The 15,162-nt window shown below is 63.1% G+C and carries 13 protein-coding genes; 9 read left to right on the top strand and 4 right to left on the bottom strand.

Features of this window, described 5'->3' with window-relative positions; all coding sequences use genetic code 11:
- Positions 1-57: 57 nt before the first annotated feature.
- Positions 58-795: a GntR family transcriptional regulator gene (locus NKJ67_RS01530; protein ID WP_127267755.1), complete on the top strand. Its 738-nt coding sequence runs from the start codon at positions 58-60 to the stop codon at positions 793-795.
- Positions 796-828: 33 nt separating this feature from the next.
- Here NKJ67_RS01530 and NKJ67_RS01525 read toward each other — a convergent pair whose 3' ends face one another.
- From NKJ67_RS01525 to NKJ67_RS01515, 3 genes are all read right to left on the bottom strand, one after another.
- On the bottom strand, positions 829-2,058 hold the full coding sequence (locus tag NKJ67_RS01525; RefSeq protein ID WP_128287583.1) for an aminotransferase class III-fold pyridoxal phosphate-dependent enzyme: 1,230 nt from the start codon (positions 2,056-2,058) through the stop codon (positions 829-831).
- Between the two features lie 118 nt (positions 2,059-2,176).
- Complete coding sequence (locus NKJ67_RS01520) at positions 2,177-3,739, bottom strand: ABC transporter substrate-binding protein (RefSeq protein ID WP_352580331.1); 1,563 nt, start codon at positions 3,737-3,739, stop codon at positions 2,177-2,179.
- An 84-nt stretch (positions 3,740-3,823) separates the two neighbouring features.
- Positions 3,824-5,995: an alpha-ketoacid dehydrogenase subunit alpha/beta gene (locus tag NKJ67_RS01515; RefSeq protein ID WP_352580198.1), complete on the bottom strand. Its 2,172-nt coding sequence runs from the start codon at positions 5,993-5,995 to the stop codon at positions 3,824-3,826.
- Between the two features lie 279 nt (positions 5,996-6,274).
- Between NKJ67_RS01515 and NKJ67_RS01510 the strand changes: the two genes are divergently transcribed.
- The 3 genes from NKJ67_RS01510 to NKJ67_RS01500 are packed head-to-tail and all read left to right on the top strand — an operon-like array spanning position 6,275 to position 6,853.
- Positions 6,275-6,556, top strand: a complete 282-nt coding sequence (locus tag NKJ67_RS01510) for a type II toxin-antitoxin system ParD family antitoxin (RefSeq protein ID WP_023811572.1) — start codon at positions 6,275-6,277, stop codon at positions 6,554-6,556.
- Entirely contained in the window at positions 6,553-6,768 is a 216-nt protein-coding gene (locus tag NKJ67_RS01505) for a type II toxin-antitoxin system RelE/ParE family toxin (RefSeq protein ID WP_352580197.1), read from the top strand. Before NKJ67_RS01510 ends, NKJ67_RS01505 begins: the two co-directional genes overlap by 4 nt.
- A complete protein-coding gene (locus tag NKJ67_RS01500) occupies positions 6,719-6,853 on the top strand; it encodes a hypothetical protein (protein WP_352580336.1) in 135 nt (44 codons plus the stop codon). Before NKJ67_RS01505 ends, NKJ67_RS01500 begins: the two co-directional genes overlap by 50 nt.
- Positions 6,854-6,898: 45 nt before the next feature.
- Here the strand turns inward: NKJ67_RS01500 and NKJ67_RS01495 are convergent, their stop codons facing one another.
- Positions 6,899-7,678, bottom strand: a complete 780-nt coding sequence (locus NKJ67_RS01495; RefSeq protein ID WP_352580196.1) for a helix-turn-helix transcriptional regulator — start codon at positions 7,676-7,678, stop codon at positions 6,899-6,901.
- A gap of 112 nt (positions 7,679-7,790) precedes the next feature.
- Here NKJ67_RS01495 and NKJ67_RS01490 point away from each other — a divergent pair, with 112 nt between their 5' ends.
- From NKJ67_RS01490 to NKJ67_RS01470, 5 genes are all read left to right on the top strand, one after another.
- A complete protein-coding gene (locus tag NKJ67_RS01490) occupies positions 7,791-9,950 on the top strand; it encodes a hydantoinase/oxoprolinase family protein (protein WP_128307123.1) in 2,160 nt (719 codons plus the stop codon).
- Positions 9,951-9,963: 13 nt separating this feature from the next.
- Positions 9,964-12,168: a hydantoinase B/oxoprolinase family protein gene (locus NKJ67_RS01485; RefSeq protein WP_352580195.1), complete on the top strand. Its 2,205-nt coding sequence runs from the start codon at positions 9,964-9,966 to the stop codon at positions 12,166-12,168.
- Positions 12,165-12,659, top strand: coding sequence for an acetone carboxylase subunit gamma (locus NKJ67_RS01480; RefSeq protein WP_128364530.1), 495 nt, complete (start codon positions 12,165-12,167; stop codon positions 12,657-12,659). Before NKJ67_RS01485 ends, NKJ67_RS01480 begins: the two co-directional genes overlap by 4 nt.
- An 88-nt stretch (positions 12,660-12,747) precedes the next feature.
- Positions 12,748-13,575 (top strand): SDR family NAD(P)-dependent oxidoreductase, encoded by an 828-nt coding sequence (locus NKJ67_RS01475; RefSeq protein ID WP_352580194.1) that lies wholly within the window; start codon positions 12,748-12,750, stop codon positions 13,573-13,575.
- Between the two features lie 201 nt (positions 13,576-13,776).
- A complete protein-coding gene (locus tag NKJ67_RS01470; RefSeq protein WP_352580193.1) occupies positions 13,777-15,090 on the top strand; it encodes an O-antigen ligase family protein in 1,314 nt (437 codons plus the stop codon).
- Positions 15,091-15,162: the final 72 nt, after the last annotated feature.

Raw genomic sequence — 15,162 nt, 5'->3', positions numbered from 1 at the left:
TACACAGCCCACGCGACGCAGGCGACGCCGGCGCCGCTGCAAGAACGGAGAGCGGATGTGACTGCTTCTATCGCGCCGATCGCGCGCGACAATCTGACGACGCGCGTCTACGAGGAGCTTCGCCGCGCCATGATGGAGGGCCGCTTCTGGCCGGGCCATCGCTTCAAGATCCGCGACCTTGCCGCCAGCCTTCAGGTGTCTGAGACGCCAGTGCGCGAGGCGCTGATGCAGCTGGTCCGCGAAAAGGGTCTGGAGATGGAGGCCGGTCGTTCGATCACCGTCGCCCAGCTGTCGCTGGCCCAATATCTGGAACTGCGCAGCATCCGGCTGCATCTCGAAGGCATGGCGGGGGCGGCGGCAACAACGCGCATCGAGCCACGGGAGATCGACCGTCTGGCCGAGGTGCATGACAGGCTGATTGCCAACGAGGACAATGGCCATTGGTTCGAAGCCGTCCGCGACAATTGGGAATTCCATCACTCGATCTACCAGGCGGCGCAAATGCCGGAGTTGCTGGCCATCATCGAGGGCATCTGGCTGCGCAACGGACCACTGGTGAACTATCAATACCCGCACGCGAGGCCGACCTACGACGGCCGCCACCGGCACCTCGACATTCTCGACGCGTTGCGGGCGCGCGACGAGAACGGCGTGCGCAAGGGCATTCAGCAGGACATGATCGAAGGCGGCCGCCTGCTGGTCAAGGTGCTCGAACGGCTGAACGACGGTGCGGTCACGCCCGAGGAACTGCGCCGCGCGGCGCAGAACGGTCGACTGGTGTCGGCCGTCGGCTGAGCGATTTGTTACTTCCCACCGCATCGGCGCTGGTCACGCCACCTGCGCGGCTGCGGCCATGCCGGCATCGGCAGCCTGCAGGGCGAGATCTATGTCTTTTGCGGTATGCGCGGCACTCAGGAACATGTTGTGCCGGGGGTGGAAATAGGCGCCCTCGCGCAAGGCGGCCGAGCAGAAGGCGTCGGCCTTTTTGAATTCGGCATCGCCGTCGAAGAGCACCATCGGCATCGACACCGGGCCGGTCTGGCGAAGCGACAGGCCATGCTTCTTCGCTGCGGCATCGAGGCCTGAGCGCAGCCTGTCGCCGGCTTCAGTCATCCTGGAGATTGCGTCGGTGTCGCGCAGCGTGTTGATGGTGGCGATCGCGGCGGCCATGGCGACGGCGCCATACCAGAACGACCCCGTCACATAGACCTTGGTCGCGGCTTCGCGAAACCGGTCGGTGCCGGTGATCGCGGCAAGCGGATAGCCATTGGCGATCGCCTTCGAGAAAGCGGACAGGTCCGGCCGTACGCCGAGCGGTTCCCAGCTGCCGGCGAGATCGATGCGGAAGCCGGCCCTGACATCATCGACGATCAGCGCCGCGTCGGCGGCGGTGGTCAGCTCGCGCGCCTGTCTGGCGAAGGCGGCGGTCGGCAGTTCCTGGTCGCGGGCGATATCGTGGCGGAAAGCGGTGACGACGACGGCGGCAAGATCGCTGCCGGCCTGCTCGACGGCTGCCTCGAGGCTGGCAACGTCATTGTAGTCGAAATGGATGATATGGGCGCGGTCCTCGGCGGTGACGCCGGCGAGCGAAGGCGTGCACCACGGCACGGCGCCGTGATAGGAGCCGCGCGCGACCAGCACCTTGCGCCGGCCGGTGCCGGCGCGTGCGATCGTCACGCAGGCCGTGGTGGCGTCGGTGCCGTTCTTCTGCAGCATCGCCCAGTCGGCATGCGCGACGGTCTTGACCAGCAGTTCGGCCAGCTCGACCAACACCTCGCCAGGGCCGTTCATCGCATCGCCCAGGCGACGCTGCCGCTCGGCCGCTGCCTCGACCGCCTGATGATGGTGGCCGAGGATATTGGGGCCCCAACTGCACATCAGGTCGATGTACTCGCGGCCATCGACATCCCAGACCCGGCAGCCGTCGGCGCGCTCGAAGAATTGCGGATAGGCGGAGCCGAGATAGCGCGTCGCCATGTGTCCCCACATGCCGCCCGGAATGACCGAGGCCGCGCGCTCGCGCAGCAACTGGTCCTTGGAGTTGATCAGGGAAGGCATAGCGAGTTCTCCGCACATTGATATATCATATATTGATTTTGGTGCTGGAAGAACAGGATTTGTGATCGTCCAGGATGAGGAAGCGGGAGGCAGCTGGGCCGCCTCCCGCTTTTTTCGCTCAGTGGCTGAGTTCCGCCAGCGGGAGGTTGCAGCAGGCGCTGTAACGCACGCCCTTGACGTCCGACTTGTAGGCCAGGATCAGGTTCGGGCTGATCAGCGGCAGGATGATCCTGTCCTTGATCATCTCCTCGCCGGCCTGGTGCCACAGCTTGGCGGCCTCGTCGCCGCTCGCCGCAAGGGCTGCCTTGTAGATATCCGCTTCCTTCGGATTGAGCACCGACGGATCGCGCTCCGCGCCGGCGCGGCGCGCCCACGGGCTGCCCTTGGTCATGGCGAAATAATCGACGTATTGCGACGTGCCGTAATAGTCCGGCGCGTAGAACACCGCCGTCATCGGGATGCCGTCGCCATTGACGCGTTCGCGCCAGTTGGCGAAGGGGATCGGCTGCAGGTCGAGCTTGATGTTGATCTTGGCCAAATCCTGCTGAACCTTCTGCATCAACAGCGACAGATCGACGCCATAGACGTTCATGCCGGGAAACGCCGCTTCCATCTCGAAGCCGTCGGCATGGCCGGCCTTGGCCAGAAGTTCCTTTGCCTTGGCGACGTCATAGGGTTGCGCCTCGAAGCCCGAACCGCCGGGGAAGCCGAGCGGGATCGGTGCGCTGATCAACTGGCCCTCGGAGCCGATGGTGAAGTCCAGGATGCTCGGACGGTCGAGACCGAGCGAAATGGCCTCGCGCACTTCGGGCGTCAGCGGAACCTTGTTGGCCTTGGCGCCGGGCGACAGCGCCACATAGATGAAATTGTAGGACGGCACGGTCTCGATTTTCACGTCGCTGCCGGTCATCGTCTTGGCCGTGTCCGGGTCGATCTGCATGGCGATGTCGGCGGTGCCGCTCTGCAGCATCTGTGCCTGCGCCACCGCATCCTTGGTCTGGCGGATGACGACTTCGCTCAGCGCCGGCGCCGTGCGCCAGTATTTGTCGTTGCGTGCCAGCCGCAGTTCCGAATTGGGCTCATAGGATTTCAGCACGAACGGCGCGCTGCCGGCCGAATGCGCCAGAAACCAGGCCTCGGCATTGTCTGTCGTGGAAGCGTCCGCATCGGCCTTGGCGCCGGCTTCGGAAGCAACCTTGCTGTTGACGACCGCCGCGTAGGGCGCCGCCGCGATGTTGAGGAATTCGGAGCTCGGCGCGACCATCTTGACGACCACCGTATGCGCGTCCGGGGTCTCGATCGAGGCGACATTGTCCATCAGGAACGAGGCGCTGCCCTTGAGGTTCTTCAGCCTCTCCCAGGACCATTTCACGTCCTTGGCTTCGACCGGCAAACCGTCCGAGAATTTGGCGGCCGGGTCGAGCGTGAAGGTGAAGCTGCTCTGGTCGGCATTGCCTTCCCACTTCGAGGCGAGCAGCGGGATCAGCTTGTTGTCCTTGTCCAGCGTCAGCAGCGATTCATAGACGCTGGAATTGTAGATCTGGCAGGTGTCGCAGAAGGCGCGGTGCGGATCGAGCGAGTTGAGGTCGATGTTGCGCGCAATGACCAGCGGCTTGCTGTCCTGCGCGAACGTGGCCGGCGCCCAGAGGGCGCTGGTGGCCAGCAGCACGGCTGCCAGCATCTTCGCCCTGGTCTTGTTTCTCTGTAGGATGCTCATGTCAGTTCTCCCATTTTCTTGTCGGATCTTTGTGGCAATGCGTTCGCTCTATCCACCCACGGCAGTGAGGGATTGAAGCGCGGCCTTGAGCTTTTCAGCGCCGCCCAGTGCGGCGCGGTTGAGCGGGGCCGATACGACGGGAGCCGAGAGGCTTCCCGTCACATGCAGGATCTCGTGATCGAGATAATCGAACACGCGATCCTGAATCTCCTGTGTCAGTCGTCCGCCAAGCGATAGCCCACGCTGCACCTGTTCGATGACGGCTACCCGGTTGGTCTTGCGGATCGAGGCCTCCACCAGCGGCCAGTCGAGCCCGGTCGGGTCGAGGCTGCGCAGGTCGATGATCTCGGCATCGACGCCGGTCTCCTCGACCACCTGGCTGGCGACGGCAACCATGCTGGCGCTGGTGAGCAGTGTACAGGCGCTGCCCGGCCTGACGATCTTCGCCTTGCCGAGCCGCACGCAATAGTCGCGGTCGTCCGCAGGCACAGGGCCTTCGCTCGGGAACAGCTCGACATGCTCAATGACGACGACCGGATCGTCGCATTTCAGCGCTGAATTCATCAGGCCGATATAGTCGAAGGGCGTCGTCGGCGCGACGATGCGCCAGCCGGGAAACAGGGCGAACAGGCCGGACGGATCGCCCGAATGCTGCGAGCCGTAGCCGGTGTGCGGCGAGACGCGCACCCTGACCACGATTGGCACCGGAAAGCCGCCGCCGAACATGTGGCGCACCTTGCTGACCGCGTTGAACAGCTGGTCGGCGGCAACCAGGCAGAAGTCGCCGAACATGATCTCGACGATCGGCCGCAAGCCGCAAAGCGCTGCACCCAGCGCCACGCCGACAAAGCCATTCTCGGCGATCGGCATCGCCAGCACACGCTCCGGCCAGCGCTCCAGCGCGCCCTTTGTGGCGCCCGAAACGCCGCCGCGCAGCCGGTGCACATCCTCGCCCATGATGATGATGCGCGGGTCCTGCTCCATGGCGCGAGCGATGACCTCGGACGCGGCAACCATGAACTTGACCGGCCTGGTGTCGGCCGGCGCGTCCTCGATCTCGAGGAAGCGCTCGCCCTTCAGTTCGGAAAGATCGCCGCGGATCTGGTTGTCGACGTCGCTTGGGTCCGGCCACAGATGATCAGGAATGCGCAGCGCGTTGCCGCTCATCTCGGTCAGGGAATCGGCAGCGGTGTTGACCACCTCCATGACGCGCTGGTCGAGTGTACCGAGGTCCGAAGCGTTCAGGATGCCCATCGTCTTCAGGCGAGCCGCCATCGTCGCAAGCGGGTCGCGCGCTTTCCAGACGTCTTCCTCGGCGCGCGTGCGGTAGCCGAATTCGCTGCCCGGGCGGGCGCCGCTCTGGTGTAGAAACCGATAGCAGAGCGCCTCGACCAGCACCGGGCCGCCGTCTTCCTCAATCGTCCGGCGCGCCTCGCGCATGGCATGGTGGACTGCCACCACATCCATGCCGTCGCATTCGATGCCACGAAAGCCGAGCATAGGTCCGCGCGAGGCCAGCCGCGTCTCTCGCGTCTGCTCATTGATGTGCGTGGAGACGGCATAGAGATTGTTTTCGGCGAAAAAGATCACCGGCAGCCGGTAGAGCGCGGCGATGTTCATCGCCTCGTAGGCCGGTCCCGCCATCATCGTGCCGTCGCCGAAGAAGGCGACCGAGATGTTGCCGGTGCCGAGCAGTTTGTCGGCGAGCGCATAGCCCGCCGCGTGCGGCAGGTTGCCGCCGATAATGGCGCTGGTGCCTGGGATGCCGGAGGCATCGTCGCGCATATGCATCGAGCCGCCACGGCCGCCGCAATAGCCTGACTTGAGGCCCATGATCTCGGCCATCAGGCCGCGAACCGATCCCTGCATGCCTGGGTTGAAAGCATCATGCAGCGGGTCGAATCCGCCGGGCGTCTGCGCGTTGACAAGCTTGGCCAGCACCTGGTGATGGGCACGGTGGGTGCCGTTGATGCGGTCGCCGGTGCCGAGCACGGACATGGCGCCGACCGCCGTGGCCTCTTGTCCGATGCTGGCGTGGGCCGGACCATGCACCAGCCCGGCATTGGCCAGATCGAGCACCTTTTCCTCGAAACGGCGGATGAGCAGCATCTGGTGATACCAGCGCACCAGGCTCGACACCTCGGCGTCGGTCCAGTCCGAATCATCGACATCTAGCCGCAACCAGGGCGCCGATGGCTGGATCGATGTCTGCTGGACCATGTCAGCTATTTCCGTTCTGGTAGATGATATATCAAATATTTTCTCAGTCGATTGGGCCGTTCATTTTTCCTGGGGCACGACGCTGGCTAGAAGGTTGCCGGCAAATGGAATTAAATTTCATTTTTGCGAGAAGGCAAAGATTAAGCCGGGACGGCGCGGTTCCGCAAGAGGAATTTTGAGACTGCTAGCAGCGCCGATGTCGGTTTCTTCGGCCGACAGGTCTTCTAACGTTATTCGATATTGGTATGATATAATCACACCGACATTATAGGAGAAATCATGGCTGCCACCGAAAAGCGCACCTTCAGCCTGCCAACAGAGCAGGCTGCTTTCATCGACCGTCTCGTTGAATCAGGAACCTACGCGACCAGCAGTGAAGTGATCCGCGCCGGCCTTCGCGCCCTGCAAGAGCGCGACGCGGCCGTAGAGCGCTGGCTCCGCGAGGAGGTTGTGCCGACCTATGACAGGTGGAAGGCGGATCCTTCCCGAGTTATCCCAGCCAACCAGGCTTTTGACGACATCCGCGCTCACCACGCCGCCCGCTTTAAGAGGGATGTGTGAAGCGCCGGCATATTGTTCTGTTGCCGGAAGCCTTAGCGGACTTAAGATGGATATACGACACCATCGAGATCGCCGCCGGCAACGTCACGGCCACACGCTATATCGAGCGTATCGAAGCCTACTGCCAGGGTCTCGACTACGCCTCGGAGCGCGGAACACGCCGTGACGATCTGCGGCCATGGCCTTCGGGTTGTCGGTTTCGAGCGCCGTGAAACGGTGACCTTTACAGTGGAATCCGACCAAGTGGTGATCTTCCGTGTGTTCTATGGCGGCGCCAATTGGGAGGATGAGCTCTAACCTGCAACGGGAAAAGCGTAACCCGCTTAGCTGTCCGAACCCGGGCTAGCGATCGGCCCGATGCTGGAAGAACTGCAAAAACAATTCCCGCTCCGTGGTGATGTCGAGCTTCTCGTAGATGCGCCGGCGATGGTTCTTGACCGTGCCGACGGTGATAACGAGGCGTTCGGCGATGTTGGCCGTCGGGTGACCGGCGAGGATCAGTTGGACCAATTCCCGCTCGCGCAGTGACAGCTCCGGCCACAGGCTGGCTGGAATGGTCGGTTCCCGCCGGGGCGAGGCGCCGGGGCCTGTCGGCGCTGACGTGCGGGAGAATTCCGTTCCGCGCGCCTTGATGTCGAGCGCATGCAGCGCCTCGAACACCGGCAGCCGTTCATCCAGCAGGGCGATTTCGCTGTCCTTGAATGACGTGGTCGAGCGGTCGAGGAAGATGCCGAGGCACCAGTCGCCGCCGTCCGCCAGCATGATGCCAACCTCGTCGCAGATCTCCGACTGCGCCAGGAAGCCGGCTATGTACTGGCCGCGCTTGGCCTCGTCGTTGGCAAGCCGTTTCAGCGGCATGATGCCCAGCCTTCGCTCGCGTCGCCACGACGCATAGAACGGGTCGAAGACATAGTAATTGTCGAGATAGCGCCGGACCATTTCGTCCGAGAAGCGTCGGTGCTTGATGAATTCGGGTGTCTGCGTCGTCGAATAGCGCGTCACCGTGACGAGGTCATGCTCGATATCCGCGCCGATCAGGTCGATCAGGCAGTCGACATGCCTGTCCGTGCCAGTGGCGGCGATCGCTTTGGCGAGCGGCGCCCAGATGGTCTCCATGCGCATGCCCTTTTCTCGGCGATGTCAGCTCAGCCGTCATTATGTCTTTAGGCATATGGCGCGAAGCCGCCCATCGAATCTAGCCTTGCGTCAACCTAGACCAGATCCCGAGGCGACCGTGACCCAACCCAATCTCACCGGCCCCATCGTCGGCAATCCAATCGTCATCGGTATCGACGCCGGCGGCACCATGACCGACACGATCCTTGTCGATCAGGACGGCCACTTCAAGATCGGCAAGTCGGCGACCACGCCGAAGAACGAAGCCGAAGGTTTTCTCGCGTCTGCCGAGGACGCGGCGGATGCCTGGGGCATCTCGCTGGAATCATTGTTTTCCGGCGTCAACGTCGTGCTCTATTCCGGCACCGGCATGCTCAACACACTGTTGTCGCGCACCGGCCGCCGGCTCGGCCTGATCACCACCAAGGGCCTCGAGGACATGATCCTGATGGGCCGGGGGCTGCAGGCCTGGGCCGACTATTCCTATGCCGACCGGCTGCATGCCGTCACCCATCACCATCCAGATCCGCTGGTGCCGCGCCGCCGCACGCATGGCGTCACCGAGCGCATCGACCAGTTCGGCGACATCGTGCTGCCGCTCTACGAACACGAGGTCTCCATCGCCGCGAAAAAATTGATCGCCGACAAGGTCGAGGCGATCTGCATCATGACCATCTTCTCGCATGTCAATCCGGTGCACGAGAAGCGCATCGCCGAGATCTGCCGCGCGGAGGTCGACAAGGCCGGCGCCGACATCATCGTCTACACCAGCCATGAGGTCCGCCCGGTCATCCGCGAGCAGTCGCGGCTGAATTCGGTGCTGATCGAGGCCTACGCCACCTCGCGCGGCCGCAAGCAGCTTAGGGGTATAGAGGACGTCTCGAAGAAATACGGCTTCAAGTATGGCGTGCAGACGCTGCTCTCCTTCGGCGGCCTGACCTCGATCAACCACCCGCGCCTGCATGAAACCATGATCTCCGGCCCGATCGGCGGCATTCTGGGCGCTGCCTATGTCGGCAAGCTGATCGGGAACGACTCGCTGATCTGCTCGGACATGGGCGGTACCTCCTTCGACATGGGCGTCATCACACGCGGCCAGACGCGGATCGAGAACGAGCCGCTGATGGACCGTTTCAAGCTCAACGTGCCGACGCTGCATCTCGACACGATCGGCGCCGGCGCCGGCATGATCCTCAAGGTCGATCCCCTGACCAAGAAGGTCTCGCTTGGGCCGGAAAGCGCCGGCTCGGATCCCGGTCCGATCTGCTTCGATCGCGGTGGCACCGAGCCGACCATCGCCGATTGCGACGCCATCCTCGGCCGCCTCAACCCACACTATTTCCTGGGCGGCAAGGTCGTGCTGCAGGTCGAAAAGGCGCGCCGCGCCTTCGAGGAAAAGTGCTCCAGCGTGCTCGGCGTTGGTGTCGAGGAAGCCGCGGAAGGCATGATCGACATGCTGGAGTCCGATGCCAACAACGCGCTGCGCCGGGTCATTTCCGGGCAAGGCATCCATCCCTCCGAATTCACGCTGCTGTCCTATGGCGGCTCGGGACCTTTGCATCTGGCCGGCTGCTCCAGGGGCATCGGCTTCAAGGACATCATCACCTTCCAGTTCGCGGCCGCCTTCTCCGCCTTCGGCTGCACCACGGCCGATTTCATGCGGCGTCATTCCGTCTCCACCCAGCACGACATCCCGTCACGCGCCGACGAGGCTACGCTGGCCGCCTTCGGCGCCAAGGTCACCACGGTCTGGAACGACCTGACCAAGGCAGCGGTCGACGAGATGATCGCCGACGGCCATACCAGGGAGAAGATCAGGACCGTGCCGTTCCTGATGATGCGCTACACCGGCCAGCTCGAGGACGTCGAAGTCATGGCGCCGCTTGCCAAGGTCGGTTCGGCCGACGACATGCGCAGGGTTATCGACGAGTTCGAGGCGGTCTATGCGAAGGTCAACCATCGCGTGTCACGTTATGGCGAAGCCGGCTTCACCATCACCGAACTCGGGCTGATCGCCACCGCCGACAAGGTCAAGCCGGTGCTGCTCAAGCGACCGCTCGGCGCCTCCAACCCGGCAGCCGCCCACAAGGGCGTGCGCGAGGCCTATATCGGTGGGCGCTGGCACAAGGCCAATCTCTACGAGATGGATCTGCTTCAGCCAGGCCACGAAGTCATCGGCCCGGCCATCATCGAACATCCCGCCACCACGCTCGTCGTTCATCCGCAGGACCGTGTCCATGTCGATGAATGGACGCTGCTGCACTACACCCACGCTTGAGAGGGCGACCGCCATGTTGGACAAACCTGCCTCGGCCCTGCGCCTTCGCGAAAGACTGCTCGATTCCGAGCGGCTGATGGAAGAGACCGGTTGCTATGACGGCATTACGGAACTCACGCTGCGCAACCAGGATCCGCTGAAATTCGAGACGCTGCACACCAAGCTGCGCGCCTATTGCGTCTCGGCGCGCGAAATGGCGCGCCGCATCTCGGCCTCGCCCGGCGTGCGCGAGGTCGGCGAAATGGTGGTCGCCATCTACACGCCCGAGGGCGACGCCATCGCTCTCTCCAATGGCATCATGGTGCACGTCCATACGATGAGCCGCTTCATCAAATGGATGATCAAAAACGGCTACGAGGACAACCCGCGCATCCGCGAAGGCGACATCTTCGCCAACAACGACGCCTTCATCGGCACCGTGCAGGTGCCCGACGTGATGGACGTGGTGCCGATCTTTCATGAAGGCACGCTTGTCGGCTGGGCGGGCGCCGTCTGCCACGAGCTGGAGGCTGGCGGCATTACCCCAGGCGGTGATGTGTGTCTCGCGCAGGAGCGCTTCACCGAGGGTCTGTTCGTCTGCGCCGAGAAGATCGGCGAGAACGACGAGATCCGCCGCGACTACGTCATCCGCTGCGAGCGCAATCTGCGAATGCCGATCTACTGGGTGCTCGACGAGAAGGCCAAAGTCGCATCCTGCATCGACATGCGCGAAAGCGTCAAGCAGCTGATCTCCGAGATCGGCCTCGACTACTGGATGAAGGTGTCGAAGGAGTTCATCGAGGAAGGCCGCCGTGCCCAGCTCGCCCGCACCCGCCAGCTCACCGTCCCCGGAATCTATCGCGGCCACACTTTTTACGGCCACGTCACCGCAGGCAAACCCGGCTTCCAGCTGCTCGGCGATCCGGACTGGCTCTACAACATCCCGATCGAGATGGAGATCACCACCGACGGCAAGATCACCATGGACTTCGAGGGCACGCAGCCCTGGGGCTACCATTCGATGAACTGCACGCCGGCCGGCATGGATGGCGGCATGTTCGTCACCTTGACCCAGCACATGAATTTCGAAGGGCTGGTCAATGACGGCGCCTGGATGGCGACCGAACTGAAACTGCCGCACGGCACCTGGACCAACCCCGACAACGAGATGGTGGCGACCGCCACCTCATGGGCTTTGCTGCTGCCGGCCTATGGCGTCTTCCAGCGGCTTTTGTCGCGCAGTTTTGTCGCCCGCGGCTTCGTCGAGGAGGCCTTCGTCGGCCAGGTCAACAGCCCGATGATCGAGATGGGCGGCGAGAGCCAGTACGGCACGCCGTTCGGCATGGCCCATTTTGAATGCGCCGCCGCCGGCTCCGGCGCGCTCGCCATCAAGGATGGTCTCGACACCGCCTATGTCGGCTGGAACCCGGAATCCGACATGGGCAACATCGAGGTCTGGGAACAGTCGATGCCGATGGTCTATATCGGCCGCTCGATCGTGCCCAACTCCGGCGGTGCCGGCAAATATCGCGGCGGCTGTTCCTTCGTCTCGACCTGGCTGATCAACAAGACGTCGCATCTGCGGCTCCACACCTCCGAACATTCTTCGCGCGTGTTCGACAATGGCGGCATGTGCGGCGGTTATCCGGCGCCGACCTGCCAGAAGCATCGCGCCGTGCGCAACTCAGACATTCACGAACTCGCGGCAAAAGGCGAACCGCTGGCGCATGCGCCCGGCATCGATCCTGACGTCTCCGACTACGAGCGGAACATCGGTGGCGACCATGTCGTGGTCGAGGGCCCCTACATCACCTCGCCGCACAAATCCGGCGACATCTTCAGCCATTCCTACAATGGCGGCGGTGGTTACGGCGACGTACTGGAGCGCGATCCGATCAAGACCGCCTGGGATGTCGAGAACGGCTTTCTCACCCGGCAAGCGGCGGACCAGGTTTTCGGCATTGTGCTGAAGGACGATGAAGACGGCTATCCCATCGCCGATATCGACGCCACGGTCGAGCGCCGCGCCGCCATGCGCAAAGAGCGTCTGGCCAAGGCGGTCCCTGTGGCGGACTGGATCGCCAAGGAGCGTGGTCGTGTCGAAAAGGCCGATTTCGCCCCCGAGGTGAAGAAAATGTACGCCAGCGCGATCAAGCTGTCGCCGCGCTTCACCAGCGAATTCAGCGAGTTCTGGAACGTCGATGCCAGATCGATCTTCATGCCGGGAGCAAAGCCATGACCTCGTACAGCAAGGAAGTCCTGGGTGATCTGGCCGCAGGCAAGCTGCCCTGGCCACAGACAAGGCGCATCATGAGTGCCTACAAGGACGATGACCGTTTCTTCAAGATGGTTGCCGTCTATCAGGATCGCGTTGCCTGGAAGGACCCGATCCTGCTGCCGGTCTCGGACCATCTGTTCATCTGCCAGAGCGGCGATGAGCGCATTACCCGCTGCGAATGCGGCCACTCCTTCGGCGACTATCGCAAGAACTGGAAGCTCAACGCCGCGATCAACGTCCGCAACACCGAGGAGGCTTTGCGCGAAATCTATCCCAACAGCGATCTCCCCGATCCCGAATGGATGGAGATCCGCGAATTCATCTGTCCGCAATGCGGCACGCTGCACGAAGTGGAAGCGGCGGCACCTGGCTATCCCATCGTCCACGATTTCGAGCCCGACCTCGAAGGCTTCTATCGCGAATGGCTAGGCAAGCCGCTCCAGCAAACATGAAATGCTGGCGATGGAGGCTGCGCCGGTGTGATTGCCAAATCCGGTCAGGCCTGATTGCCTGCCCGGAACGAAGCGGAGATCGTGCGCCATGAACAACCTTTCCGGCCGAAGCGCCATCGTTACCGGTGGGTTCTCGGGCATGGGCTTCGCCATTGCCACGGCTTTGGCTGAAGCCGGCGCCAATGTCGCCGTCGGCTCCTACATCGCGCCGGCCGGCGCCGACAGGTCCGATGCCGCCTATTATCCCGGCGCGGACGAGATCGAGCGCGTGCGTGCGGCCCTTACCGTCCACGGAACGAGGGTTCACGCCGCACACCTTGACGTTCGCGACAGCGACGTCGCCAATCGGTTCGCAGCTGACGCCGAGGCGGCCATCGGCCCCGCCGATATCCTGGTCAATGCCGCTGGGACGACCGCGGAGCAGCCGGTCTGCGGCCATTCCGACGCGCTATGGGACAAGATCGTCGATACCAACCTGACGGGCGCCTTCCGCGTCACGCGTGCGGTACTGCCGGGCATGATCGAACGCGGCTGGGGCCGCATCGTCAACATCGGCTCAACCGCCGCCTCGGTCGGCTGGAAGGACAACCCAGCCTACTGCGCGTCCAAAGCGGGGCTTCTCGGCCTCACACGCTGCGTGGCGCTGGAGGGGGCAGCGCATGGCGTCACCTGCGTCATGATCAGCCCGACCTGGGTCGAGACCGAACTGATGCGCCGCAATGTGGCGCAGGTCGTCGAGCGCGAAGGCAAGGGGCGCACCGCTGAGGAAGCGATGGCCGAGATCGCCAAAGGCAACCCGCAGCAGCGCATGCTGCAGCCGCAGGAGATTGCCGCACTGGCGGTCTTCCTGTGCTCGGATCTCGCCAAGGGCATCACCATGGAGAACATCCAGATCACCGGCGGAGCGCTTTGGTAGCGTCTCGGACGCGCAACCTGCTGATCTCTCCGCAGATGCCTCGCTGTAAGACAAGGTGACCGGATTTGCCATTGAGCACAGGGCGCAATAGGTTATATTGCACTGCACAATGGAGACGCCGTTTATTGCACGCCCATATTTGCGAAGATTCCGGCCGGCTCATGGCTTGCCGGCCCCGGGTCGTGTCGGCGGGACCCTGAGATGAAGATTCCAAAGTCACTGCTGATCGATCCCGAGAAGAACTCGGTCTATGGCGCCTTTGCCGTAGCCGTTTCGATCTGGGCGTTTTCCTATTCGGTCATCTTCGGCCAGATCTTGATCCTGGCCTATTATGCGGTCTGGCTTCCGCTCATCCTGGTCGACTACCGGCGGTTTCTGCGGCATCTGTCCAGCGCCTGGCTGCCGCTGCTGTTTGCGGCCTATATCTGCTTCTCGGTTTTCTGGTCGCAGGCCCCCGGCGTCACCGCGAGGACGTCGGTCCAGTATTTTTCCCATATCGCCTGCGCCTACATAGCTGCGCGCACCGTCAGCGTGCGCACGCTGACCATAGGGGCGCTGGTCGGGATATTCGTCGTCCTCATCTATTCGCTGAAGGTCGGGAACTATTCCGAGGATGTCCTCGACGGCACCGTGAACTTCGTCGGCGCCTTCGCCTCCAAGAATCAGATCGGCTTTGTCGGCTCGCTCGGCATCTATTTCTGCGTTGTCTTCCTTGCCTTCTACAGGCGCGGCCGGCTCAGCTTCATCCTGGCGGTGCCCGTCGTGCTGCTGTCGTCCTATGTGCTGGTCGCTTCGCATTCCGCCACCTCGATGGCCTCGATACCCGCGGTGCTGGCGCTGGTGGCGCTTCTTGCGATGAGCAAACTTCTGTCACGCCGCTATCGCCGGGTCATCTTCCTGATCGGCGCCGGCCTGCTGGTCGTGACGGCCTTCGTCGCCTTGAATCTCGGGCTGATGGACTTCGTCCTCGGCCTCTTCGGCAAGGATTCGACGCTCACCGGGCGAACCTATCTGTGGGAGCAAGGCTGGAACACGGTCCAGAAATCGCCGATTCTCGGCGTCGGCTATGCCGCCTATTGGGTGCAGGGCTTCGCTGAAGCCGAGCGGCTGTGGAACGAATTCTACATCACCACCCGCACCGGCTTCCACTTCCACAACACCTATATCGAGGCCCTCGTCGAACTCGGCTTCGTCGGAGCGGCGCTGGTGTCGCTGATCATGCTGCGCACGCTCTACGGCCACGTCTCGGCGGTGATTTTCAAGGCATGGCAGGCGGACTCGGTGATCCTTTTCGGCGTGATGGTCCTGCTGCTGATCCGCTCCTTCGTCGAGGTCGAGATACTGAACCCCTACATCATGGGTTCTTTCCTGATGTATTTCAGCTTCTTCAAGCTGGCGCGGCTGCCCGTTACCCGCAGGCGGCGGTCACCGGCTCTGGAGCCGGCTGACGCGGCCGGGGGCGAGACTGACTGGCCTCGGTATGCCGGCCGTCCGGCGGGCGCCGGTCCCTCATAAACTATCATCTCGCGGGCTGAAGGGAGCGGCCTTCCTTTTTTGAGCAAGCATGTGCTCGGACGGGAAGCCTCG

This window comes from Mesorhizobium sp. M0088 (genome assembly GCF_040322895.1).
In the GTDB taxonomy this organism is placed as follows: Bacteria; Pseudomonadota; Alphaproteobacteria; order Rhizobiales; family Rhizobiaceae; genus Mesorhizobium.
Note: the sequence above shows the minus strand (reverse complement) of the source record. Positions and strands in the feature narration are given on the sequence as shown.

What these genes read in the sequence shown, in the direction of transcription:
- NKJ67_RS01485 (WP_352580195.1), top strand. Translation starts at nt 9,964, where the DNA reads ATGTTGGACAAACCTGCCTCGGCCCTGCGCCTTCGCGAAAGACTGCTC.
- NKJ67_RS01525 (WP_128287583.1), bottom strand. Translation starts at nt 2,058, where the DNA reads ATGCCTTCCCTGATCAACTCCAAGGACCAGTTGCTGCGCGAGCGCGCG.
- NKJ67_RS01495 (WP_352580196.1), bottom strand. Translation starts at nt 7,678, where the DNA reads ATGCGCATGGAGACCATCTGGGCGCCGCTCGCCAAAGCGATCGCCGCC.
- NKJ67_RS01475 (WP_352580194.1), top strand. Translation starts at nt 12,748, where the DNA reads ATGAACAACCTTTCCGGCCGAAGCGCCATCGTTACCGGTGGGTTCTCG.
- NKJ67_RS01510 (WP_023811572.1), top strand. Translation starts at nt 6,275, where the DNA reads ATGGCTGCCACCGAAAAGCGCACCTTCAGCCTGCCAACAGAGCAGGCT.
- NKJ67_RS01470 (WP_352580193.1), top strand. Translation starts at nt 13,777, where the DNA reads ATGAAGATTCCAAAGTCACTGCTGATCGATCCCGAGAAGAACTCGGTC.
- NKJ67_RS01520 (WP_352580331.1), bottom strand. Translation starts at nt 3,739, where the DNA reads ATGCTGGCAGCCGTGCTGCTGGCCACCAGCGCCCTCTGGGCGCCGGCC.
- NKJ67_RS01515 (WP_352580198.1), bottom strand. Translation starts at nt 5,995, where the DNA reads ATGGTCCAGCAGACATCGATCCAGCCATCGGCGCCCTGGTTGCGGCTA.
- NKJ67_RS01480 (WP_128364530.1), top strand. Translation starts at nt 12,165, where the DNA reads ATGACCTCGTACAGCAAGGAAGTCCTGGGTGATCTGGCCGCAGGCAAG.